This window comes from Streptomyces coacervatus, from assembly GCF_029223485.1.
Lineage (GTDB): Bacteria > Actinomycetota > Actinomycetes > Streptomycetales > Streptomycetaceae > Streptomyces > Streptomyces coacervatus.
In genome coordinates, this window is sequence record NZ_JARHTP010000007.1 from 307,922 (window position 1) to 329,893 (window position 21,972).

The 21,972-nt window shown below is 69.8% G+C and carries 21 protein-coding genes and 2 pseudogenes; 9 read left to right on the plus strand and 14 right to left on the minus strand.

The genetic code is table 11. From position 1 onward, the window contains the following. The first annotated feature begins 143 nt into the window (after positions 1–143). From P2Q00_RS19520 to mgt, 5 genes and pseudogenes are all read left to right on the plus strand, one after another. Positions 144–1,079, plus strand: coding sequence for a carbohydrate ABC transporter permease (locus tag P2Q00_RS19520; RefSeq protein WP_275773864.1), 936 nt, complete (start codon positions 144–146; stop codon positions 1,077–1,079). Further along, complete coding sequence (locus P2Q00_RS19525; protein ID WP_275773865.1) at positions 1,076–1,909, plus strand: carbohydrate ABC transporter permease; 834 nt, start codon at positions 1,076–1,078, stop codon at positions 1,907–1,909. The genes P2Q00_RS19520 and P2Q00_RS19525 overlap by 4 nt, the downstream gene beginning before the upstream one ends. Beyond that, a complete protein-coding gene (locus P2Q00_RS19530; protein ID WP_275773866.1) occupies positions 1,909–3,186 on the plus strand; it encodes an ABC transporter substrate-binding protein in 1,278 nt (425 codons plus the stop codon). Before P2Q00_RS19525 ends, P2Q00_RS19530 begins: the two co-directional genes overlap by 1 nt. A 20-nt stretch (positions 3,187–3,206) precedes the next feature. Beyond that, positions 3,207–3,305: pseudogene (locus tag P2Q00_RS51130) on the plus strand (ErmE/ErmH/ErmO/ErmR family 23S rRNA (adenine(2058)-N(6))-methyltransferase); the annotation flags it as partial. Between the two features lie 18 nt (positions 3,306–3,323). Beyond that, a pseudogene (mgt, locus tag P2Q00_RS19535) lies at positions 3,324–4,602 on the plus strand (macrolide-inactivating glycosyltransferase). 123 nt (positions 4,603–4,725) lie between these two features. On the opposite strand, the gene P2Q00_RS19540 reads toward mgt, so the two are convergent. After that, positions 4,726–6,984: an MMPL family transporter gene (locus P2Q00_RS19540; RefSeq protein WP_275773867.1), complete on the minus strand. Its 2,259-nt coding sequence runs from the start codon at positions 6,982–6,984 to the stop codon at positions 4,726–4,728. 389 nt (positions 6,985–7,373) lie between these two features. Between P2Q00_RS19540 and P2Q00_RS19545 the strand changes: the two genes are divergently transcribed. The 4 genes from P2Q00_RS19545 to P2Q00_RS19560 are packed head-to-tail and all read left to right on the plus strand — an operon-like array spanning position 7,374 to position 10,296. Continuing rightward, positions 7,374–7,922, plus strand: a complete 549-nt coding sequence (locus tag P2Q00_RS19545) for a DUF1697 domain-containing protein (protein ID WP_275773868.1) — start codon at positions 7,374–7,376, stop codon at positions 7,920–7,922. A gap of 53 nt (positions 7,923–7,975) precedes the next feature. Continuing rightward, positions 7,976–9,004 (plus strand): ketopantoate reductase family protein, encoded by a 1,029-nt coding sequence (locus tag P2Q00_RS19550; protein ID WP_275773869.1) that lies wholly within the window; start codon positions 7,976–7,978, stop codon positions 9,002–9,004. A 25-nt stretch (positions 9,005–9,029) separates the two neighbouring features. Next, positions 9,030–9,623 (plus strand): TIGR03086 family metal-binding protein, encoded by a 594-nt coding sequence (locus tag P2Q00_RS19555; RefSeq protein ID WP_275773870.1) that lies wholly within the window; start codon positions 9,030–9,032, stop codon positions 9,621–9,623. A gap of 55 nt (positions 9,624–9,678) precedes the next feature. Then, on the plus strand, positions 9,679–10,296 hold the full coding sequence (locus P2Q00_RS19560) for a mycothiol-dependent nitroreductase Rv2466c family protein (protein WP_275773871.1): 618 nt from the start codon (positions 9,679–9,681) through the stop codon (positions 10,294–10,296). Between the two features lie 71 nt (positions 10,297–10,367). Here the strand turns inward: P2Q00_RS19560 and P2Q00_RS19565 are convergent, their stop codons facing one another. From P2Q00_RS19565 to P2Q00_RS19620, 13 genes are all read right to left on the minus strand, one after another. Continuing rightward, entirely contained in the window at positions 10,368–11,120 is a 753-nt protein-coding gene (locus P2Q00_RS19565) for a sirohydrochlorin chelatase (RefSeq protein ID WP_275773872.1), read from the minus strand. 4 nt (positions 11,121–11,124) lie between these two features. Continuing rightward, positions 11,125–12,003 carry an ABC transporter permease gene (locus tag P2Q00_RS19570; RefSeq protein WP_275773873.1) on the minus strand — a complete coding sequence of 293 codons (879 nt, stop codon included), beginning with the start codon at positions 12,001–12,003 and terminating at the stop codon, positions 11,125–11,127. Further along, positions 11,990–12,775 (minus strand): ABC transporter ATP-binding protein, encoded by a 786-nt coding sequence (locus tag P2Q00_RS19575; protein ID WP_275773874.1) that lies wholly within the window; start codon positions 12,773–12,775, stop codon positions 11,990–11,992. The genes P2Q00_RS19570 and P2Q00_RS19575 overlap by 14 nt, the downstream gene beginning before the upstream one ends. A 35-nt stretch (positions 12,776–12,810) precedes the next feature. Then, a complete protein-coding gene (locus tag P2Q00_RS19580; protein ID WP_275773875.1) occupies positions 12,811–13,923 on the minus strand; it encodes an aliphatic sulfonate ABC transporter substrate-binding protein in 1,113 nt (370 codons plus the stop codon). A 222-nt stretch (positions 13,924–14,145) separates the two neighbouring features. Further along, positions 14,146–15,474, minus strand: a complete 1,329-nt coding sequence (locus tag P2Q00_RS19585) for a sulfate adenylyltransferase subunit 1 (protein ID WP_275773876.1) — start codon at positions 15,472–15,474, stop codon at positions 14,146–14,148. A gap of 2 nt (positions 15,475–15,476) precedes the next feature. Then, positions 15,477–16,415 carry a sulfate adenylyltransferase subunit CysD gene (gene cysD, locus P2Q00_RS19590; RefSeq protein ID WP_275773877.1) on the minus strand — a complete coding sequence of 313 codons (939 nt, stop codon included), beginning with the start codon at positions 16,413–16,415 and terminating at the stop codon, positions 15,477–15,479. Further along, a complete protein-coding gene (gene cysC, locus P2Q00_RS19595) occupies positions 16,412–16,948 on the minus strand; it encodes an adenylyl-sulfate kinase (protein ID WP_275774029.1) in 537 nt (178 codons plus the stop codon). Before cysC ends, cysD begins: the two co-directional genes overlap by 4 nt. Before the next feature lie 23 nt (positions 16,949–16,971). Continuing rightward, positions 16,972–17,685, minus strand: coding sequence for a phosphoadenylyl-sulfate reductase (locus P2Q00_RS19600; protein ID WP_275773878.1), 714 nt, complete (start codon positions 17,683–17,685; stop codon positions 16,972–16,974). After that, positions 17,682–17,861 (minus strand): hypothetical protein, encoded by a 180-nt coding sequence (locus P2Q00_RS19605; protein WP_099932046.1) that lies wholly within the window; start codon positions 17,859–17,861, stop codon positions 17,682–17,684. Before P2Q00_RS19605 ends, P2Q00_RS19600 begins: the two co-directional genes overlap by 4 nt. Continuing rightward, positions 17,858–19,555: a nitrite/sulfite reductase gene (locus tag P2Q00_RS19610; protein WP_275773879.1), complete on the minus strand. Its 1,698-nt coding sequence runs from the start codon at positions 19,553–19,555 to the stop codon at positions 17,858–17,860. Before P2Q00_RS19610 ends, P2Q00_RS19605 begins: the two co-directional genes overlap by 4 nt. Positions 19,556–19,702: 147 nt before the next feature. Beyond that, complete coding sequence (locus P2Q00_RS50785) at positions 19,703–19,786, minus strand: putative leader peptide (protein WP_310591794.1); 84 nt, start codon at positions 19,784–19,786, stop codon at positions 19,703–19,705. 127 nt (positions 19,787–19,913) lie between these two features. Next, the gene (locus tag P2Q00_RS19615; RefSeq protein ID WP_275773880.1) at positions 19,914–20,486 is read right to left on the minus strand and encodes a GNAT family N-acetyltransferase; all 573 of its coding nucleotides are present in this window, start codon (positions 20,484–20,486) and stop codon (positions 19,914–19,916) included. Between the two features lie 208 nt (positions 20,487–20,694). Next, positions 20,695–21,969: a hypothetical protein gene (locus tag P2Q00_RS19620; protein ID WP_275773881.1), complete on the minus strand. Its 1,275-nt coding sequence runs from the start codon at positions 21,967–21,969 to the stop codon at positions 20,695–20,697. Between the last annotated feature and the right edge of the window lie 3 nt (positions 21,970–21,972).

A 21,972-nucleotide genomic window follows, 5' to 3' on the forward strand; every position in this document is an offset into this window, starting at 1 on the left:
GATCGCGCCATCCACCGGCCCAGTCTCGCATTCGCACAGGTCGGGCCGTGTGCGCACTGCCTTGACGGTGCATACCCCCTTCACGACCATGACGGAGGCCCGCCGGGTCCGAACGTCACGAGCCGCGCAGAGGAGCCGAACACGTGACCTTGGTGACCGCGACGAGGCGGTCGGCACAGCGCGCGCCACGCGCCACGGGCGACCGGCGGCTCCCCGACCGCGGGGCCTGGTTCCTGGTCCTGCCCGCCCTGATCCCGATCCTCGTCCTGAGCGTCGGCCCCCTCCTCTACGGCATCCTGCTGGCCTTCACCGACTCCCAGTCGGGCCGCACCCAGCCCACCCAGTGGATCGGCGGCCTCAACTTCCGGGATCTGCTGCACGACACACTGTTCTGGGAGTCGTTCCGGATCGGCCTGGTGTGGGCGGTCGGCGTCACCGTGCCGCAGTTCCTGCTCGCCCTCGGCCTCGCCCTCCTGCTGAACCAGAAGCTGCGCCTGCGCTGGCTGGCCCGTGCCCTCGCGATCATTCCGTGGGCGATGCCCGAGGTCGTCGTGGGCATCATGTGGCGGCTGGTCTACAACCCGGACGCGGGCGTCCTCAACGAGACCCTGCACGATCTCGGCCTCGCGGGCGGCCACGACTGGCTCAGCGGTCTCGGCACCGCGCTGCCCGCCGTGATCGTCGTAGGCGTCTGGGCCGGCATGCCCCAGACCACGGTCGCCCTGCTCGCCGGTCTGCAAAGCACCCCGCGCGAACTCCACGAGGCGGCCGCGGTGGACGGCGCCGGGGCCTGGCGCCGCTTCCGCACGGTCACCTGGCCGGCCCTGCGCCCCGTGGCCCTCGCCATCACCGCGCTCAACCTCATCTGGAACTTCAACTCCTTCGCCCTGGTCTATGTGTTGACCAGCGGCGGCCCCGGCGGCCGTACCAGGCTGCCCATGCTCTTCGCCTACGAAGAGGCCTTCCGCTACGGCCAGTTCGGGTACGCGGCGGCGATGGGCTGTGTGATGGTCGCCGTGATCTCGCTGCTCCTGGCCCTGTTCCTGGTGGGCCGGCTCAGGGGAGGCGACGACGCATGAGGACCCGGACGACCACCCGGATCGGCCAGTACGCGGCCCTGCTCGCGTATCTCGTCTTCCTCGCCTTCCCGTTCCTCTGGCTGCTCTCCACCGCCTTCAAGTCGCCCCGCGAGCTGGGCAGTCTGCATCCCACCTGGATTCCCCGGCACCCCACCCTCGACAACTTCCGCCAGGCCTTCGACGAACAGCCCCTGCTGCACGCGGCCCTCAACTCCCTGCTCGCGGCGGCCGGGGCGGCGATCGTCGCCGTGCTCGTCGCGACCCCGCTCGCCTACGTCATGGCCCGCCGCCGTACCGGGCTGACCCGGGCCGCCACCGGCTGGGTGATCGTCAGCCAGGCGTTCCCGCTGGTCCTGGTGATCATCCCGTTGTTCCTGGTGCTGAAGAACCTGCGGCTGATCAACTCCCTTGCGGGGCTGACACTTGTGTACGTCGTCTGGGCGCTGCCGTTCGCGCTGTGGATGCTCGCCGGTTACGTACGGGCGGTGCCGGCCGAGGTCGAGGAGGCGGCGGCCGTCGACGGTGCCGGGCGGGCGCGGACCCTCATCTCGGTCGTGGCGCCTCTGCTCGCGCCGGGGATCGTGGCGACAGGGCTGTTCGCGTTCGTCACCGCGTGGAACGAGTTCTTCTTCGCGCTCGTTCTGCTGAAGACTCCCGAGAAACAGACCCTGCCCGTGGTTCTCACCCACTTCATCGGCGCGGAGGGCGTCGCCGACCTCGGACCTTTGTCAGCCGCCGCGTTCCTGGCGACCCTGCCCTCACTCGTCGTCTTCGCGATCGTCCAGCGGCGGATCACCGGCGGCATGCTCACCGGGGCGGTGAAGAACTGATGCGCGGCAGACTGATCGGCCTTCTCGTCCTGACCCTGCTGCTCGCCGGCTGCACGAGCGGTGGGGCCGCGAGGGACGGCCGGATCACCCTCCGTTTCCAGTCCCTGGCCTGGCAGGAGGAGTCCGTCCAGGCCAACAAGGAGCTGGTGAAGGAGTGGAACGCCAGTCATCCGGACGTCAACGTCGAGTATGTACAGGGCAGTTGGGACAGCGTCCACGACCAGCTCCTCACCTCCTTCGAGGGCGGTGAGGCCCCCGACATCATCCACGACGCCTCCGACGACCTCGCGGACTTCGCCTACGGCGGCTACCTCGCCGACCTGAGCGACCTGTTGCCCGCCCGCCTCAAGTCCGGCATCCCACCGCACAGTTGGGATACGACGACCTTCGGCGACGGCGTCTACGGCGTGCCCTTCCTCCAGGAGCCACGCGTCCTCATCGCCAACGCGACCTGGCTGAAGCGGGCCGCAGTGCGCATCCCGACTGCCCAACACCCCTGGAGCTGGCCCGAGTTCAGGAAAATCACCGAGCAGCTCAGCGGCAACGGCAAGTACGGCGTCGCCTGGCCCCTCAAGGAACCCGTCTCCGCGACCCTCAACCTCTCCCTCTCCACCGGCGGCGAGCTCTTCCACCGAGGCGCGGACGGCAAGGTGAAGGTCCGCTTCGAGGCGGCCGACCAAGTAGTGCCCCGCACCATCCACGACCAGGCGAACACAGACCACAGCGCCTCGCCCACCACCCTCGGCAGCGGCGGCTCGGACACCCTGCCCGGCTTCTTCGGCGGCAAGTACGCGATGGTGCCGCTCGGCTTCTCCTACCGCCAGCAGATCGTGCAGCAGGCCCCGAAGGGCTTCGACTGGCAGGTGCTGCCCGCGCCCGCCGGCGCCGACGGACCGACCCAGGGCGTCAGCCCGCAGACGCTCTCCATCGCCCAGGACAGCAAACACAAGAAGGAGGCCGCCGAGTTCATCGACTTCCTGCTGCGGCCCAGGAACATGGTGCGGCTGGCGCTCGGCGACTGGATGCTGCCCACGGGCACCCAGGCGCTCAAGGACCCGGCTCTCCGCACGGCCGAGAACGGCTGGGCCACCGGCACCGCCCTCGCCGCCCAGCTGCGCTCGGCACCCGCGCAGTCCGTCCGCGGCTACCCCGAGTGGAAGGACAAGGTCGCGACCCCCGCCTTCCAGGAGTACTACAGCGGGGCCATCGGCCTCGACGAGCTGCGCCACCGCCTGGAGAACGACGGCAACCTGGTCCTCGCCCGCTACCAGCGCTGAAAGTTCCTTGCCGAGCGTGCGCGTACGAGATCGACCGACGCCTCGTCCCCGTACTACGTGACCGCTTCTCCGCCGGGCCCCAAGTCGCCGTCATCAGCGGGGACTTCCGGCGCAGCCGTGGACGCGGAGCACGAGACATCGCCGTAAAAACATTGCACGAGACGTATCGTCTCGCCTACGGTCGCTCGCATGACCAGTCGCTCCCGCACCGCCCCTGCCCACATCGCCATGTTCTCCATCGCCGCCCACGGCCATGTGAACCCCAGTCTCGAGGTCATCCGCGAGCTGGTCGCGCGTGGCCACCGGGTGACGTACGCGATTCCGCCGGCGTTCGCGGAGAAGGTCGCCGAGACGGGTGCCGAGCCGAAGCTGTGGAACTCCACACTGCCGGGGCCCGACGCGGACCCGTCGGCGTGGGGCAGCGAGCTGCTCGACCACGTCGAGATCTTCCTCGCGGACGCGATGCAGGCGCTGCCCCAGCTGATCGAGGCATACGAGGGAGACGAGGCCGACGTACCGGACCTCGTCCTGCAGGACATCACCGCGTACCCGGCCCGTGTCCTCGCCCACCGCTGGGGTGTGCCCGCGATCTCGCTCTCACCGAACCTCGTGGCCTGGGAGGGCTACCAGGAGGAGGTCGCGGAGCCGTTGTGGGCGGAGCCGAGGAGCACCGGGCGCGGAAAGGCTTACTACGCGCGTTTCCAGGCCTGGCTGGAGGAGTACGGGGTTGATCTGCACCCGGATTCGTTCGCGGGGCGGCCCGACCGCTCGCTCGTCCTGATCCCCAGGGTGCTGCAGCCGAATGCCGACCGGGTCGACGAGACCGTGTACAGCTTCGTCGGTGCCTGCCAGGGAGACCGGGCGGCACAGGGTGACTGGGAGCGGCCGGCCGGTGCGGAGAAGGTGGTGCTGGTGTCATTGGGGTCGACCTTCACCAACCAGCCCGGTTTCTACCGGGAGTGCGTGCGGGCCTTCGGGGATCTGCCGGGCTGGCATCTGGTCCTGCAGATCGGGCAGCGCGTGGATCCCGCCGCGCTGGGGGACGTACCGGCCAACGTCGAAGTACGGTCCTGGGTCCCGCAGTTCGCGATCCTCAAGCAGGCCGACCTGTTCGTCACCCACGCGGGAGCGGGCGGCAGCCAGGAGGGTCTGGCCACCGCCACACCGATGATCGCCGTACCGCAGGCCGTCGACCAGTTCGGCAACGCGGACATACTCCAGGCCCTCGGTGTCGCCCGCCACGTCCCCTCGGCGGACGCGACCGCCGAGACCCTGCGCAGCACCGCCCTCGCCCTCGTCGACGACCCCGAGGTCGCCCGGCGGCTCAAGGAGATCCAGGCCGAGATGGCGAAGGAGGGCGGCACTCGGCGCGCGGCCGACCTCATCGAGGCCGAACTGCCAGTGGAACAAGGGTAGTTGCGGACGAGCGAGGGCCCGTTGGCTCCCCTGTGGCCAACGGGCCCTCGGTCAGTGAGGGTTCAACCTCTTCAGCTCAACCCCAGTGAGGGTTCAATCAACCCCTGTGAGGGTTGAACCCCTTCAGACGCCCAGTCGCTTACCCTCGTCGCGCCGCACCGAGTGCGTCACGGCTTCGGCCGACTCGTCGTGTGTGAGGTCCGGCAGCCGGTTCAGCCACTTCGGCAGGTACCAGTTGCGCTCGCCCAGCAGCGCCATCACCGCCGGCAGCAGCACACCCCGGATGATCGTGGCGTCGATCAGCACGGCGGCCGCGAGGCCCACGCCCATCTGCTTCATGGACTGCATGGACAGCGTCCCGAAGATCGCGAACACGGCGACCATGATGACCGCGGCGCTGGTGACGACACCGGCCGTGGTGACCACACCGTGCTGGATCGCGTCCCTGGTCGTACGGCCGCGCATCCGCGCCTCGCGGATCCGGGACACCACGAACACGTGGTAGTCCATGCTCAGCCCGAACAGGATCACGAACAGGAACAGCGGCAGCCAGGTGATGATCGCGCCGACGCCCTCCGCGCCCACCAGGGACGCGCCCCAGCCGTGCTGGAAGACGGCGACGAGGATGCCGTAAGCCGCCCCCACCGACAGCAGGTTGAGCAGGATCGACGTGATCGCGACCGTCAGCGAGCGGAACGACAGCAGCATCAGCAGGAAGGCGAAGACCACGACGAACGCGAAGACCGGGACGACGGCGCCGCCCAGCTGGGCGTTGAAGTCGTGCGAGCCGGCGACCTGTCCGGTGATCGGCGCCTGGACGCCGTCCACCTTGCCGAGCGTGGCGGGCCGTACCTCGTCGCGCAGCTTCTCCAGGCTGGCGCCGGCCTTGTCCAGGTCGGAGCCGCCGACCAGGGGTACGGAGATGTAGGCGATGTTCTGTGCGTCGTGCAGCGTGATCTGGACCGGGCCGCGCGAGGCGCCCGAACTGATCGCCTGTGCACGGAAGTCGGCGAGCGCGGACTTCACCTCGGGCGCATTGATGTCCTTCGCCTGGACGACCACCTGGGCCGGCTCGGAGCCGCCCGGGAAGGCGTCGTTGACGCGGTTGTACGTCTGCACGATCGGCAGCGAGTTGCCGAACTCCTGGTCCAGCGTGAGGTTCTGGGTCTTCATGCCGACCGCGGGGGCTGCGATGGCGAGCAGCGCACCGCCCGCGACCAGGACGGAGACGAGGGGCTTGGCGAGCACCCCGCGCAGGACGGCCGTCCAGAACGGGCTCTCCCCGCCCGTGCGGGCGGCGCGGCGCTCCATGGCCTTGGCCAGGAAGGGGACGCGGCCCTTCTCGACCCGCTCGCCCAGCAGCGAGAGGAGAGCCGGCAGGACGGTCACCGAGCCGACCATGGCGACGGCGACGACCATCAGCGAGGCCAGGCCCATGCCCTGGAACGTGGCGAGACCGGTGAACAGCATGCCCGCCATCGCCACGCACACCGTGATGCCGGAGACGATGATCGCGCGGCCACTGGTCGCGGCGGCGATCCGCAGCGCCGTCTGGCCGTCCCGCCCCGCGGCCCGCTCCTCGCGCTCGCGGCGCAGATAGAACAGGCAGTAGTCGACACCCACGGCCAGACCGACCAGCAGCATCACGGAGTTGGCGGTGTCGGTCATCGGCTGGACATGGCTGACGATGCCGATCAGGCCCATCGTCGCCATGATCGCGGTGATCGCCAGCGCGACCGGCAGCAGCGCGGCCACCAGTGCGCCGAAGGCGATGAGCAGAATGCCGAGGGCCACCGGCACCGCCGAGTACTCGGCCTTCTGGAAGTCGGTGCCGAACGCGTCCTTGAACTGCTTCGTCATGCTCGCGCCGCCGATCTCCTCGATCCGCAGCGTCGAGTGGTCGTGCTGCACGCGCTCGACCGCCTTCAGCACCGGCTCCACCCGGTCGTAGGCGGTCTCGTTGTCACCGCGCATGTCGAACTGCACCAGCGCGCTGTGCCCGTCCTTGGAGATCGTGTGCTCCGTGTACGGCGACTTCACGTCCGTGACCTTGCCGGTCCCGTCGACGGCCTTGACGACCGCACCCACAGCCGCCTTGAACTCGGCGTCCGTGGCCTTGAGCTGACCGTCCTTCGCCTGGATCAGGACCGTCTCACTTGCCCGCTCCTTGATCCCCGAGTCCTCGATGATCTTGGCGGCGGTGTGTGTCTCGCCCTTGAGTTGGTCGCTGTCCTTGAGGTCGACCCGGCCCGCGGCCGAACCGACCCCCATCGCCAGAACGACGAACAGCACCCAGATACCGACGGCAGCCCATCGGTGCCGGGCGCTCCAGCCGCCGGCCCGGGCGGCGATGCCCCGCACCCGCGAATCTCCGTTACCCATGACGGGCTTGCCCCCTTGTGTGCGGTGACAGCCCCCTGCCGCCACCTTTCGCTTCGAAGGTATGGGCGCGATAAGACCGTCTCGTCGTGCTGCCCGGTGAAGTGCGGCGGGCGCGGGTCCTCCCCTCGGACTGCGGCGCCTCACCGCTGGGTAGGACGTCGGCCCCTTACATCTATCGGGACTTCTCGGGGATGAAGATCAGGGTGTCCGGTCCGTCGGCATCGCTCCTTTTGTTATTACGAAGCCTTGTTGAACAAGTCACAGGTGCGTGTATGTGTTGATCCGGACCCGTGATTCGGACAGAGTTTCGGGCAGTCCGCCCCCACGCGGACGCTGCGGCCGTCGTGCCCACCCCCACGGGGCACGACGGCCGCTTTATGGTGTGCGCCATGACGACGACGTATGCGGCACTGCTGCGCGGGATCAACGTGGGCGGCAGGAAGAAGCTCCCCATGGCCGAACTGCGGCAGCTGATGGACGGCCTCGGCCACTCCGGCGTACGCACCCATCTGCAGAGCGGCCAGGCCGTCTTCGCCTCCGGCCACGGCGACGAGGAGTCCCTGGCCGCCGAACTCGCGCAGGCGATCCAGAAGCACTTCGGCTTCTCCGTCGACGTGATCGTGCGCGACCACGCCTACCTCAGGGCGGTCGCCGAAGCCTGCCCCTTCCCGGCCGCCGAGCTGGAGGCCAAGCAGCTCCACGTCACCTACTTCTCCGCACCCGTCGACGAGGCGCGCTTCGCGGAGATCGACCGGGAGGCCTTTCTCCCCGAGGAGTTCCGGCTGGGCGACCGCGCGCTGTACCTGTACGCGCCGGACGGCCTGGGCCGCTCCCAGCTCGCCGTACACCTCGCCAAGCCCCGTATCAACAAAGGCCTGATCGCGACGACCCGGAACTGGAACACCGTCGTGAAGCTGGTGGAGCTCACGGCGGAGTGACCGCCCGGAGGCCGGGCTCGGACAGGGGGCAGCGGCTGTGCGAGGCTCGTCCCATGCGCTACATCATCGTTGGAGCAGGGGCCGTCGGCGGTGCGATCGGCGGGCGGCTGGCGGGCTCGGGGCACGAGGTCGTGCTGGTCGCGCGGGGCGCGCACCACGCGGCGCTGCGGGACGGCGGGCTGCGGCTGAAGGTGCCGGACGGCGAGTTCACGTATCGGCTGCCGACGGTCGAAGGGCCGGACGAACTGGGCGAGTTGAGGCCCGACGACGTGCTCGTCCTCGCCGTCAAGACGCAGGACACCGTGGCCGCGGTGCAGACCTGGGGCCCGGCGCCCGTCGCGGGCGGCGGCACGGCGGCCGAGCGGCTGCCCCTGTTCTGCGCCCAGAACGGGGTGGAGGGCCAGCGCCTCGCCCTGCGCGTCTTCCGGCACGTGTACGGCGTCTGCGTCTGGCTGCCGGCCACCTTCCTCGAACCGGGTGCCGTCCGGGCCGACTGCGGCCCGCTCACCGGCATCCTGCACCTGGGCCGGTTTCCGCACGGCACCGACGAGACCGCCCGGCTGGTCGCTGCGGACCTGGAGAAGACGCGATTCTTCGAGGCACCGGTCGTGCCGGACGTGACGCGCTGGCAGTACGCCAAGCTGCTGACCAACCTCAGCAACACGCTCCAGGCGCTCACCGGTCCCGACCAGGGCCCGGGGCCCCGGGCCGCGTTGCGCGAACGTCTGCGGGCCGAGGGCGAGGCCGTGCTCGACGCCGCCGGGATCGCATACGCGAGCGTCGAGGAGCAGAAGGCGGCACGCGGCCACAAGGTGGACCTGGTGCCCCTCGACGGTGCCCCGCGCGGCGGCGGCTCCTCCTGGCAGTCGCTCAGCCGCGGCACCGGCACCATCGAGGCCGATTACCTGAACGGCGAGATCGCGCTCCTCGGCCGTCTGCACGGCGTACCGACCCCGCTCAACGACCTGCTGCAGCACCTCGGTAACACCTTCGCCCGGGAGCGCCGTGCGCCGGGTTCGATGCCGGTCGAGGAACTCGTCCGCCTGGCCGACGACGCTGTCGCGTTTGTTCAAGAGTCCTGACCGGCCTCTTCCTAGCGTGGGGTGCATGACGTACGACGACCCGAAGCACCTGCACACGTACATGAGCGAGTGTGCCGCCGAGGCGGCCCGCGTGGCGCGCGGCGTCCCGGCGGACCGGCTCGGCGATCCCACCCACTGCCCCGACTGGGACGTCCGCGCCCTGGTCAACCACTGGGTGCTCTACACCTCCCACGGCCTGGAGCACCGCGCCCTGCGCAAACAGCTCCCCGAGGAGCTGACCGCCCGCGACTTCACCGCCGACCCCGACTGGCCCGCGGCCTACGCCGCCCAGCTGGACCGCGCCGTCGCGGCCTGGGCCGACCCCACGGTGTGGGAGGGCGAGGTCGACCTAGGTATGGCGAAGATGCCCGCCGCCCAGATCGCCTCAATGGTCATCAAGGAGATGGCGGTGCACGGCTGGGACGTCGCCACCGCCACCGGCCAGCAGTTCCATGTCTCGGACGACGCTGCCCGCTTCGTCCTCGACGTGGTGGACAAGCACGGCGACCTCTACCGCCAGTACGACGGCTTCGCCGACCAGGTGCCGGTGCCGAACGACGCGCCCGTGTTCGACCGGGCGCTCGCCTCCAGCGGACGGGATCCCAAATTGGGTCACTGAAAGACCTATGAATTGGGCCGAGACTCTGTACCACCTCCCGGCTACCGTCGACGGTATGACCAACACCGCACCCACCCGCGTCGACTTCTGGTTCGACTCCGCCTGCCCCTTCGCCTGGATCACCTCCCGCTGGCTGCTGGAGGTCGAGCGCGAGCGCCCGCTCGACCTCCGCTTCCACCCGATGAGCCTCTACCTGCACAACCTGGGCAATGAACTCCCCGACTGGTACCGGGAGTTGGTCGACAAGTCGATCGGCCCGGTGCGGGTCGCGGTGGCCGCCGCCGAGCGGCACGGGGAGAAGGTCCTGCGCGACCTGTACACGGCGTTCGGCACCCGCATCCACGAACGCAAGGCGGACGACTTCGACGCCGTGATCGCCGATGCGCTGGCGGAACTGGGCCTCCCGGCCGACCTCGCGGCCGCCGCGCACGACTCCTCGTACGACGAGGCGGTACGGCGGAGCCACGAGGCGGGCGTCGAGCCGGAGTCGGGCGGTTACGTGGGAACGCCCACCATTCACGTCGACGGGACCGTGTGGTTCGGGCCCGTGCTGCGAGCGATTCCGCGGGGCGCCAGGGCGGCCGAACTCTTCGACAGCTTCCGGGTGTTGGCGAGGCACCCCGACTTCTTCGAGCTGAAGCGCACCCGTACGGGCGGGCTGTCCTTCGGCTAGTGGCTGCTTCTGAACCGGGGCGGCTATTCCTGTTCTGATTCCGATTCAGTTCCAGGCGTTCAGTGGGAAACTCAGGCACTCACCGCCGCCGGAACCGGCAATGAAGCGCTGTCGTAGCGCTCCAGCAAAACGCGCGCCACCTCCGGTGCCGGGCCGAGTACGTCGGCGAGTACGTCCGCCTGCGTCGCGCCATGCGCGATACGGTCCGGCAGGAAGCCGGGGGCCAGGACGTACGGGGCGACGGCCACCCGCTCGCAGCCCAGCGCCCGAAGCTCCCGCACCGCATCCTCCGTGCGGGGCAGAGATGCGGAGGCGAACGCGGGCCGCACGGCGCACCAACCGGTGTGCCGCCACTCCCGCGCGATTTCTGCGATCACCGCGATCGCCTCCGGGTCGGTGGACCCCGCCGAGGCCAGCACGACCCCGGTCGAGGACTTGTCGCCGGGCGTCAACCCGGCCTCGTACAAACGCCGTTCGAGTGCCGACAGGAGCAGCGGCGAGGGGCCGAGCACCTCCGCCTGACGGATGCGCAGCTGCGGCGGTGCGTCCCGCAGGACGGCGGGGATGTCCGCCTTCGCGTGGAACGCGCGGGTCAACAACAACGGCAGCGCCACGACGTCACGGACGCCCTCCGCCGCCAGTGACTCCAGCACCCCGTGCACGGACGGGATGTTGAAGTCCAGGAAGCCGGTCTCCACCCGTACGTCCGGGCGCAGTGAGCGCACCCGGCGTACGAGGGCGTGCACCGTCGCGGCGTGCCGCGGGTCGCGGCTGCCGTGGGCGATCACTACCAGGACGGGGCGGACCGGCTTCGTACGACGCATGGGCTCAGCTCTTCACCAGCAGGCCGCGGCTGCGCAGGACCCACCGCTCCAGGGGGCTGAAGATCAGCAGGTCGATGGCTATGCCGACGAACAGGATGAGCAGGATGGCCTCGAACACCATGGACATGTCGAGGGCGTTGCGGCCGTTCTCCAGCAACTGGCCGAGGCCCACGCCCAGGTCGGGGAAGGAGGCGATGATCTCCGCGGCCATCAGCGAACGCCAGGAGAAGGCCCAGCCCTGCTTCATGCCCGCCACGTAGCCGGGCAGAGCAGCCGGCAGGGTGACGTGCCAGATGCCCTTCAGGCCGGTCGCGCCCATGGTGCGGCCCGCGCGCAGGAACAGCGGCGGCACCTGGTCGACGCCGGACACCAGGCCGTTGGCGATGGAGGGCACCGCGCCGAGCAGGATCACCGTGTACATCATCGAGTTGTTCAGACCCAGCCACATCACGGCCGGCGGCACCCACGCCACGGACGGCAGCGACTGCAGGCCGGACAGGATCGGACCGATGGCCGCCCGCACGAACCTCACCCGAGCCACCAGCAGACCCAGTGGAGTGCCGATGAGCAGCGCCAAGGCGAAGCCGAGCAGGCCGCGCGAGACGCTCGTCCAGATGTAGCCGAGCAGTTCGCCCTTCAGCCAGGCGTCCTTGAAGACGCCGGCCACAGCGCCCGGCGAGGGCAGCTTGGTCGGGTCGTCGACGATCGGGTAGAGGATGTACCAGACCGCGAGGACCACGGCGAGCGCGGTGATCGGCGGCAGGATCTTGTTGACGAAGGTCTGCCGGAGGGTCGGACGGCCGGTGGCCGTCGTTTCCAGTGCGTCCAGGCCCGCCTCGACGCTCCCGGAGTCCTGAACCGGCGTCGTCTCAGTGCTGGCCATGACGGCGGATCTCCCCACGCAGTACATCGGTGATCTCAAGGGACAGTTCGGCCACGGGGGCGTCCTCGATACGGCGCGGCTGCGGGATCTCGACCGCCCACTCGCGCGCGATCCGGCCCGGACGGGAGGACAGCAGGATCACCCGCTGGGCGAGACGTACTGCCTCGCGCACGTTGTGCGTGACGAACAGGACCGAGACCCCGGTCTCCTCCCAGATGCGGGTCAGCTCGTCGTGCAGCACATCCCGCGTGATGGCGTCGAGCGCCGAGAACGGCTCGTCCATCAGCAGCAGGTTGCTCTCCTGGGCGAGTGCGCGGGCCAGTGCCGCGCGCTGGCGCATACCGCCGGACAGCTCGTGGACGCGCTTGCCGTACGCGCCCTTCAGCCGGACCAGTTCGAGCAGCTGCTCGGCCTTCTCCCGCCGCTCCGGCTTCGCAACTCCCCTGAGTTTCAGGGCGAGTTCGATGTTCTTGCCCGCGGTCAGCCACGGGAACAGGGCGTGCTCCTGGAACATCAGGGCGGGGCGCCCGTCCGTCGTGATGGAGCCGACGGTGGGCTGGTCGAGCCCCGCCACCAGGTTCAGCAGCGTGGACTTGCCGCAGCCCGAGGCCCCCAGGAGAGTGACGAACTCACCCGGTGCGACATCAATGCTGATGTCGTCCAGGACGAGCTGCTGCCCACCCGGAGTCGCGAAGGACTTCGAGACGTGCTCAAGACGTGCCGCGTATTCGACCGACTCGTCGGCCTTGGCTAGCGTCGTGGTCGTGGCCATGGTCGTCACCTCCTGGGAACTCGTCGGGATCTACGTCAGCTGCTGCCGAGACCGGCGTCGTCGACCGTGCTCGCGCCCTCGGCCTTGAGGACCTTGTTGAGGAGCGTGAGGTCGTAGATGCCCTTCAGGTTCGGCTTCTGAAGCAGGCCGGCCTTGATCGCGTGCTCCGCCTCGGTGTTGAGGGTGGAGGCCAGCGGGTCGTCGGTGAACTGGATCGACTTCCACGCCGGGTCCAGGACGTTCGCGGGCAGCGCCTTGCCGGAGTCCGCCTCCAGCTGCTTGTTCGCCGCGGCCTTCGCCGCGTCGGGGTTGGCGTTGATCCACTTGTTGGCCTCGACGGAAGCCTTCAGCACGGCCTCGACGGCCTTCGGGTGGTCCTTGAGGAAGCCGGCCCGCACGATGATGTTCGTGATCACGAACTTCTTGTCCGGCCACAGCGACGCCTCGTCGAGCAGCACCTTGCCGCCCTCGGCGACCAGCTTGGACGCGGTCGGCTCCGGCACCCAGGCGCCGTCGATGGAACCGGACTTGTAGGCGTCCGGGGTGATCTTGTTGTCCGTGCGGACGACCGTGACGTCGCCCTTGCCGCTCTGCGCGTCGACCTTCCAGCCCTGGTCGGCGGCCCAGTTGAGGAACGCCACGTCCTGTGTGTTGCCGAGCTGCGGGGTCGCGATCTTCTTGCCCTTGACGTCCTTCAGGGACTTGATCTTCTTGGGGTTGACGATCAGCTTGACGCCGCCGGACGCCGAACCGCCGATGATCTTCAGGCTCTTGCCGTTGGACTTGACGTAGCCGTTGATCGACGGGGAGGGGCCGATCCAGCCGATGTCGATGGAGCCCGAGTTGAGCGCCTCGATCTCGGACGGGCCCGCGTTGAAGGTGGCGTAGTCCGCCTTGGTGGCGCCCAGCTCCTTCTGGAACAGGCCCTGCTGACGGGCGACGAGCGCGGTGCCGTGGGTCAGATTGCCGAAGTAGCCGATCTTGACGGAGCCGAGACCATCGATCTTCGACGACCCCGCGGCGACCTTCTCCTTGGAGTTGTCGCTCGTGGACTTCGACCCGTAGCCGCAAGCGGCGAGCGTAAGGAGCGGAAGTGCGGCCACCACGGCGATGCCGCGGCGAAGGAACGTTGAGCGGTTGACAGGCACGGGAGGTGTTCCTCTCGGAGGCCCGGCGGTCACGGTCTCTCAGGTCGTGGCCGGGAGGTCGGCAGGTTTTCGTCTACGGCGGTGGGGGGTGAGGGCGCGCAGGCAGTGCGCGTACGTCAGCGCACACATCGCGCCACTCCGCCCTGCCCGCTGCCGAGAGCACCGCTGCCGACGCGGCCGCCCTCCTTCGCGAACGTGGAGTAGTAGTCCAGGGAGTTCATGTCAGAAGTCCCACCCGTCGTCCTCGGCCTCGTCCTTGACCGGCTCCGGGGACGCGAACGACTCGCCGACCATGCCCGCGGTGAGCGTGGTGCCGTCGCTGGGGTCGATCAGGATGAACGAGCCCGTGCGGCGCGAGTCGGCGTAGGAGTCCACCGGCAGCGGCTCCGCGGTGCGGATCTTCACGCGGCCGATGTCGTTGGCGACGAGCTGTCCCGGGTGCGGGTGAAGGGACAGGTCGTCGAGCGTGAGACGGGACGGGATGTCCTTGACGATCGCCTTGACCGTGCGGGTGCCGTGCTTGAGCAGCACCCGGTGGCCGACGGTCAGCGGCTGGTCGGCGACATGGCAGACGGTCGCCTCGATGTCCTGGGTGGTCGGCGGGGCGTCCTTGCTGGGCACGATCAGGTCGCCGCGGGAGATGTCGATGTCGTCCTCCAGGAGGATCGTCACCGACTGGGTCGTCCAGGCGATGTCGACCGGCTCGCCCAGCAGGTCGATGCCGGAGATTTTCGTCGCACGGCCGGACGGCAGGACTGTCACCGCCTCGCCGACGTGGAACGAACCGGCGGCGATCTGGCCCGCGTAGCCCCGGTAGTCCGGGTGCTCGGCGGTCTGCGGCCGGATCACGTACTGCACGGGCAGCCGGGCGTGGCAGTGGCTCAGGTCGTGGGTGACCGGGACCGTCTCCAGGTGCTCCAGGAAGGTCGGGCCGCCGTACCAGTCCATGTTCGCGGAGGGGTCCACCACGTTGTCGCCGGCCAGCGCGGAGATCGGGATCGCGGTGATCTCCGGGACGCCCAGCTCCAGCGCGTACGCCGTGAACTCCTCGGCGATCGCGGCGAAGACGGACTCCTGGTAATCGACCAGGTCCATCTTGTTGACCGCCAGGACCACGTGCGGCACCCGCAGCAGCGCGGCGATCGCGGCGTGGCGGCGGGTCTGCTCGACGACACCGTTGCGCGCGTCGACCAGGATCACCGTCAGCTCGGCCGTGGAGGCACCCGTCACCATGTTGCGGGTGTACTGCACATGGCCGGGGGTGTCGGCGAGGATGAACCGCCGCTTGGGCGTGGCGAAGTAGCGGTACGCCACGTCGATGGTGATGCCCTGCTCGCGCTCGGCGCGCAGGCCGTCCGTCAGCAGCGCGAGGTCGGGGCCTTCCTGCCCGCGCGAGAGCGAGGCGCGCTCCACGGCCTCCAGCTGGTCGGTGAGGACCGACTTGGAGTCGTGCAGCAGCCGGCCCACCAGCGTGGACTTGCCGTCGTCGACGGAACCGGCGGTGGCGAACCGGAGGAGCGTGGTGGCGGAGAGTTCCGCGGTCGTGCTCATGCTTAGAAGTACCCCTCGCGCTTACGGTCTTCCATCGCGGCCTCGGACATCTTGTCGTCGGCGCGGGTCGCACCGCGCTCGGTCAGCCGCGACGCCGCGATCTCGGTGATGACGTCGTCCAGCGTCACCGCGTCCGAGTCGACGGCACCGGTGCAGGACATGTCGCCGACGGTCCGGTAGCGAACGAGACGCTTCTCGACGGTCTCGTCCGCCTTCGGGCCGCCCCACTCGCCGGCGGTCAGCCACATCCCGGCTCGCTGGAACACCTCACGCTCGTGCGCGAAGTAGATCTCCGGCAGCTCGATGCCCTCGCGGGCGATGTACTGCCAGACGTCCAGCTCGGTCCAGTTGGACAGCGGGAACACGCGGACGTGCTCGCCGGGCGCGTGCCGACCGTTGTACAGGTTCCACAGCTCCGGGCGCTGGCGCCGCGGGTCCCACTGAGAGAACTCGTCCCGCAGCGAGAACACCCGCTCCTTGGCCCGGGCCTTCTCCTCGTCGCGGCGTCCGCCGCCGAAGACGGCGTCGAACTTCTCCGCCTGGATCCTCTCGGTCAGCGGCAGCGTCTGCAGCGGGTTGCGCGTCCCGTCCGCACGCTCCTTCAGCACACCGCGGTCGATGTAGTCCTGCACGGACGCGACATGCAGCCGCAGACCGTGCTCGGCCACCGTGCGGTCGCGGTACTCCAGCACCTCGGGGAAGTTGTGCCCGGTGTCCACGTGCAGCAGCGAGAAGGGGACGGCCGCCGGGGCGAAGGCCTTCAGCGCCAGGTGCAGCATGACGATGGAGTCCTTGCCGCCGGAGAAGAGAATCACCGGCCGCTCGAACTCGCCCGCCACCTCACGGAAGATGTGCACCGCCTCGGATTCCAGGGCGTCCAGGTGCGAGAGGGTGTACGGGGCGTCCGTACCCTCCGCCACCGTGGCGACGGTCGTCGTCATGCCAGTCCCCTCTCGGTGAGCAGCGCGTGGACCGCGGCCGCGGACTCCTGGACGGTCTGGTCCTGCGACTCGATCCGCAGATCCGGCGACTCGGGCTCCTCGTACGGGTCGTCGACCCCCGTGAGCCCGGTCAGCTCGCCCGCCGCCTGCTTGGCGTACAGACCCTTCACATCACGTACGGAGCAGACCTCGACCGGGGTCGCGACATGCACCTCGATGTACGCCGCCCCGCCCTCCTGGTGGCGCTTGCGCACCGCCTCGCGGCTGTCGGCGTAGGGCGCGATCACCGGGACGAGCGCCTTGACGCCGTTGCGGGCGAGCAGTTCGGCGAGGAAGCCGATGCGCTGCACGTTGGTGTGCCGGTCCGCGCGGCTGAAGCCGAGGCCCGCCGAGATGAACTCGCGGATCTCGTCGCCGTCGAGCACCTCGACGGCGTGGCCCTCCTCGCGCAGCCGGCCGGCCAGCTCGTACGCGATGGTGGTCTTGCCGGCACTCGGCAGACCCGTGAGCCAGACGGTGGCTCCGGTCGTCACCTGGAACTCCTCAGTGTTCGTCGTCATCCGTGCAGCCCGCACTCGGTCTTGGCGCTGCCCGCCCAGCGGCCGGCCCGTGCGTCCTCGCCCTCCAGGACCCGGCGGGTGCAGGGGGCGCAGCCGACGGAGGCGTAGCCGTCCATCAGCAGCGGGTTGGTCAGTACGCCGTGTTCGGCGACGTAGGCGTCCACGTCGTCCTGGGTCCAGCGGGCGATCGGGGAGATCTTGACCTTCCGGCGCTTCTCGTCCCAGCCGACGACCGGGGTGTTCGCCCGGGTCGGGGACTCGTCGCGGCGCAGACCGGTCGCCCAGGCCACATAGCTCTTCAGGCCCTGCTCCAGCGGCTGGACCTTGCGCAGCTTGCAGCACAGGTCGGGGTCGCGGTCGTGCAGCTTGGGGCCGTACTCCGCGTCCTGCTCGGCGACCGTCCGGCGCGGGGTGAGCGTGATGACGTTGACGTCCATCACGGCCTCGACCGCGTCGCGGGTGCCGATGGTCTCCGGGAAGTGGTAACCGGTGTCGAGGAACACGACGTCCACGCCGGGCATGGCACGCGAGGCGAGGTGGGCGACCACCGCGTCCTCCATCGAGGACGTCACGCAGAAACGCTTTCCGAAGGTTTCCGCCGCCCACTGGAGGATCTCCAGCGCGGAAGCGTTCTCAAGGTCCTTTCCCGCCTGCTCGGCGAGCGCCTTGAGATCCTCGGTCGTACGCTCTTCTTCCTTCACCGCGGTCATATGTCGTCTCCCCCTGCTTCGGAGTGCTGAAGGCCCCGGGCGAGCAGCCCGAGGAACTTCAGCTGAAAGGCCCGGTTGCACGCCGCGCATTCCCACGCGCCGTGGCCCTGCTCGCTCGGACGGAGGTCCTCGTCGCCGCAGTAGGGGCAGTAGAAGGGGGCGGCCCGCTCGCTCATGAGAGGGCCTCCTCGGACGCGCGGGTGACCCAGGCCGCGAAGCGCTCGCCGTCCTCGCGCTCGACCTGGAACCGCTTGAGGACCCGCTCGACGTAGTCGGGCAGCTCCTCGGAGGTGACCTTCAGGCCACGGACCTTGCGGCCGAACCCGGCCTCCAGGCCGAGCGCGCCGCCCAGGTGCACCTGGAAGCCCTCGACCTGCTCGCCCTTGTCGTCGAGGACCAACTGGCCCTTGAGACCGATGTCCGCCACCTGGATACGGGCGCAGGCGTTCGGGCAGCCGTTGATGTTGATGGTGATCGGCTCTTCGAACTCGGGGATGCGGCGCTCGAGTTCGTCGATCAGCGTGCTTCCGCGCTGCTTGGTCTCGACGATGGCGAGCTTGCAGTACTCGATGCCGGTGCAGGCCATGGTGCCGCGCCGGAACGGGGAGGGCTTGGCCGTCAGGTCCAGCGCCTCCAGGGCCTCGACCAGCGGCTCGACCTGCGCCTCCTCGACGTCCAGGACGATCATCTTCTGCTCGACGGTCGTACGGACCCGGCCCGAGCCATGGGCCTCGGCGACCTCGGCGATCTTCGTGAGCGTGGCGCCGTCGACGCGGCCGACGCGCGGCGCGAAACCGACGTAGAAACGGCCGTCCTTCTGCCGGTGCACGCCGACGTGGTCGCGCCAGCGGCCCGAGGGCTCGGCGGGCGCGGGGCCGTCGACGAGCGTGCGCTTCAGGTACTCGTCCTCCAGGATCTGGCGGAACTTCTCCGCGCCCCAGTCGGCGACGAGGAACTTCAGGCGGGCGCGGGTGCGAAGGCGCCGGTAGCCGTAGTCGCGGAAGATGCCGAGCACGCCCGCCCAGACGTCCGGGACCTCGTCCAGCGGCACCCAGGCGCCGAGCCGGACGCCGAGCTTCGGGTTGGTGGACAGGCCGCCGCCGACCCAGAGATCGAAGCCGGGGCCGTGCTCGGGGTGCTCGACGCCGACGAACGCGATGTCGTTGATCTCGTGGACGACGTCCAGGAGCGGGGAGCCGGAGATCGCCGTCTTGAACTTGCGGGGCAGGTTGGAGAATTCCTTGCTGCCGATGTAGCGCTCGTGGATCTCGTCGATGGCGGGCGTGCCGTCGATGATCTCGTCCTCGGCGATCCCGGCGACCGGCGAGCCGATGACCACGCGCGGGCAGTCGCCGCAGGCCTCGGTGGTGGACAGGCCGACGGCCTCCAGGCGCTCCCAGATCTCCGGCACGTCCTCGATGCGGATCCAGTGCAGCTGGATGTTCTGCCGGTCGGTGATGTCCGCGCTGCCGCGCGCGAACTCCTGCGAGATCTCGCCGATGACACGCAGCTGCTGGGTGGTGAGGCGTCCGCCGTCGATCCGCACCCGCAGCATGAAGTACTTGTCGTCCAGCTCCTCCGGCTCCAGGATCGCGGTCTTGCCGCCGTCGATCCCGGGCTTGCGCTGGGTGTACAGGCCCCACCAGCGCATACGGCCGCGCAGGTCGTTGGGGTCGATCGAGTCGAAGCCCCGCTTCGAGTAGATCGTCTCAATGCGTGTCCGCACATTGAGACCGTCGTCGTCCTTCTTGAACTGCTCGTTGCCGTTGAGCGGGGTGAAGTGACCCATAGCCCACTGCCCCTCACCGCGGTGACGACTCACCTTGCGGCGGGGCGCGGAGGCGGCAGGGTTCTGCGGGGTGGCGGCCATGGTTCTACGTCCTTCGGGACAGGCGGGAAAGCGGCTCTGACCTGCGCGTACGGGCGCATGGATATACGTGCGCGGCGTTGCGCAATGTGGACTGGAGGGGATGTCGGCTGTGCTGCGCCCGCGGCCGGAGGCCGCTGTTGGGCTACGTCAGCGCGCCGGACAGATGGCGCTGGACATGCGGCCGAGGTCGACGTGCCGCCGACTCACCAAGGCAATTCCAGTTCCAGACATGACGGAAGCGTGTCACGGCAATCTGGACACAGTCCAGCTTCGTCCACGATGCGGACACCCTTGTCCCGGAATGTGGGACAAGGGTGTCGTCGATCACATCGGCTGCCGCCGGTCTTGTCCATGCAGGTCAGGCGCGGTATGCCCCAGGCCAGGGACCCGGCGCCGCCACCTCCGCCTCCTCCTCGACCTTGGTGTCGAAGAGCCTGAACCCCCGGCGCAGATAGTTGTCCATGGCGTGCTCCCCGTCCAGGCTGCATGTATGCAGCCAGACCCGCTTCGTCCGGGCCAGCCCCGGCCAGCGCTCGGCGAGGTCCCAGGCGCGGGCGGCGCCGTACGACAGCAGGTGTCCGCCGATCCGCCGGCCCCGGAAGGCCGGGATCAGCCCGAAGTAGACGATCTCCACGACGCCGTCGTCCTGCGGGTCCAGCTCCACGTATCCCGCGGGCGTCCCCCGGTCGTACGCCACCCACGACTCCACGCCCGGCCGGTCCAGATGCTCCTGCCACTGCGGATACGTCCAGCCCAGCCGGTCGATCCAGCGGATGTCGCCGCCGACGGACGCGTACAGGAAACGGCTGAACTCGGGAGAGGGGACCTCGGAGCGGACGATCCGTACGTCCCCCTCCGGCGCGGCGGCCGGAAGCAGGTCGGCCGGGGCGGTCTGCTCCAGGGACCAGGTGGTCACGGGAATGTTCGTCATGCCCGTCAGGGAATCATCCGGCCGCCGGCTGTGTCGATCGGCGTCCGGCTCGCGGCACGGCCAAGCGGGTGCGCGAAGTGCGCTGCCGTACGACAGCGCCCCGAAGGGGCGCGGGGAACTGCGCGACCGGCCACGGCGGCGCTGTAGACGGTCGACGGCCCATCGTGGCCCCGCGGCGGAGCCGCAAATCAACACAACCGGCGGAGCGCTAGCCCAGCGACCTGTCGATCGAGCTCAGCGGCAGCGCATACAGCATCCGCCCGGACTGGGACCAGACCTCACCGGTCTCCTCCCAGTAGGAGAGGGACCCAGAGGGTCCGGTCCAGCAGCGGTTCGTCTCGTCCGAGCCGCACTCGGTGGCCTTCGCATCACGCGAGTTCTGCCGCCAGAGCGTGCCGTGGCCGCCCGGAGTGGCCGCCGCGCGGGCCAGGTACCACTGCGAGCCGTACGACAGGATGCCGCCGATGCCGGTCGCCTTCGTCTCGTACGCCTCGGTCGCGACCGCGCCTCCCATGGCGTCGGTGGCCAGCAGACCGGCCCGGGCCGGGTCGCTGCTGAACGCGTAGCGCCACAGGCGGGTGTGCCGTCCGCTGTCCGTGGCCACCCGCTCGCTCGCCACCAGACTGTCGGGCGCCGTGCTGCGGTCGAGGGAGATCGCCGCCGGGCGTGCGGCCTTCCCGGAGAGCCGGTACGAGCCGACGGCCGGCAGTACGTACCGCGCGCCGTACGCCGCCCAGCCGCCGCGCACCCTGCCGACCGCACCGCTGTCGACGGTGGCCCGCTGGATGCGGTGCATGTCGTACACGTACAGGCCGTCGGCGGCGGTGACCAGGAGCTTGTCCTGGTACCAGACCATGCCGGAGACGGGGGAGGTGAGCCCGCGGTAGTCGCGGCCGCCGTCGACCGGGACGACGAGAGTCGCCCAGGCGTAGGTGAGGCGGTCGGCGTCGCCCGCGTCGACGAGGGCGACCCGGGCGAGGCCGGGCTGCGCCGACCTGCCGGTGCGGTGGGTCCAGCCGGAGAGGATCACGCGGTGCTCGCCCCAGTGGCCGTCGTCGTCCGCGTCCCCTGAGGTCGTGACCGCGCCGGCCCGCCAGCCGCGGGTGTCCGCGGCGTCCCAGCAGTACGCGCGCGTGGCCGCCGGCGCCACGGGCAGCGCCGTGCGCTCGGCGGTCGTGCAGTCGGCCGCGCCGCGCAGGGAGTGGTCGGCGTCGGCGAGGACGCTGCTCACGCCGACGGGCCTGCCCATCGCGGCGGTGAGCCGGTCGAGCGTGCTCTGCGGCACCAGGCGCTCCTGGAGCCGCAGCCCGGCCGCCCGGTCGGACGCGGCGAGCGCCTTCAGGGCGCCCGGCCGGTCGCCGACCGTGGCCTGCGAGGCGCTGATCATGGTGGCGGCGGCGGTGAGTGCGAGGGCGGTCCCGGCGAGGAAGGCGCGCAGCGCACGGCCCCGCTTCTGCCTGCGGTGTCGGCCACGTTGCTTCATACG

Excerpts from the sequence above, each read along its gene's own strand:
- P2Q00_RS19525 (WP_275773865.1), top strand. The coding sequence starts at position 1,076 with ATGAGGACCCGGACGACCACCCGGATCGGCCAGTACGCGGCCCTGCTC.
- P2Q00_RS19530 (WP_275773866.1), top strand. The coding sequence starts at position 1,909 with ATGCGCGGCAGACTGATCGGCCTTCTCGTCCTGACCCTGCTGCTCGCC.
- P2Q00_RS19540 (WP_275773867.1), bottom strand. The coding sequence starts at position 6,984 with ATGGGTAACGGAGATTCGCGGGTGCGGGGCATCGCCGCCCGGGCCGGC.
- P2Q00_RS19545 (WP_275773868.1), top strand. The coding sequence starts at position 7,374 with ATGACGACGACGTATGCGGCACTGCTGCGCGGGATCAACGTGGGCGGC.
- P2Q00_RS19550 (WP_275773869.1), top strand. The coding sequence starts at position 7,976 with ATGCGCTACATCATCGTTGGAGCAGGGGCCGTCGGCGGTGCGATCGGC.
- P2Q00_RS19555 (WP_275773870.1), top strand. The coding sequence starts at position 9,030 with ATGACGTACGACGACCCGAAGCACCTGCACACGTACATGAGCGAGTGT.
- P2Q00_RS19560 (WP_275773871.1), top strand. The coding sequence starts at position 9,679 with ATGACCAACACCGCACCCACCCGCGTCGACTTCTGGTTCGACTCCGCC.
- P2Q00_RS19565 (WP_275773872.1), bottom strand. The coding sequence starts at position 11,120 with ATGCGTCGTACGAAGCCGGTCCGCCCCGTCCTGGTAGTGATCGCCCAC.
- P2Q00_RS19570 (WP_275773873.1), bottom strand. The coding sequence starts at position 12,003 with ATGGCCAGCACTGAGACGACGCCGGTTCAGGACTCCGGGAGCGTCGAG.
- P2Q00_RS19575 (WP_275773874.1), bottom strand. The coding sequence starts at position 12,775 with ATGGCCACGACCACGACGCTAGCCAAGGCCGACGAGTCGGTCGAATAC.
- P2Q00_RS19585 (WP_275773876.1), bottom strand. The coding sequence starts at position 15,474 with ATGAGCACGACCGCGGAACTCTCCGCCACCACGCTCCTCCGGTTCGCC.
- cysD (WP_275773877.1), bottom strand. The coding sequence starts at position 16,415 with ATGACGACGACCGTCGCCACGGTGGCGGAGGGTACGGACGCCCCGTAC.
- P2Q00_RS19600 (WP_275773878.1), bottom strand. The coding sequence starts at position 17,685 with ATGACCGCGGTGAAGGAAGAAGAGCGTACGACCGAGGATCTCAAGGCG.
- P2Q00_RS19605 (WP_099932046.1), bottom strand. The coding sequence starts at position 17,861 with ATGAGCGAGCGGGCCGCCCCCTTCTACTGCCCCTACTGCGGCGACGAG.
- P2Q00_RS19610 (WP_275773879.1), bottom strand. The coding sequence starts at position 19,555 with ATGGCCGCCACCCCGCAGAACCCTGCCGCCTCCGCGCCCCGCCGCAAG.
- P2Q00_RS50785 (WP_310591794.1), bottom strand. The coding sequence starts at position 19,786 with ATGTCTGGAACTGGAATTGCCTTGGTGAGTCGGCGGCACGTCGACCTC.
- P2Q00_RS19615 (WP_275773880.1), bottom strand. The coding sequence starts at position 20,486 with ATGACGAACATTCCCGTGACCACCTGGTCCCTGGAGCAGACCGCCCCG.
- P2Q00_RS19620 (WP_275773881.1), bottom strand. The coding sequence starts at position 21,969 with ATGAAGCAACGTGGCCGACACCGCAGGCAGAAGCGGGGCCGTGCGCTG.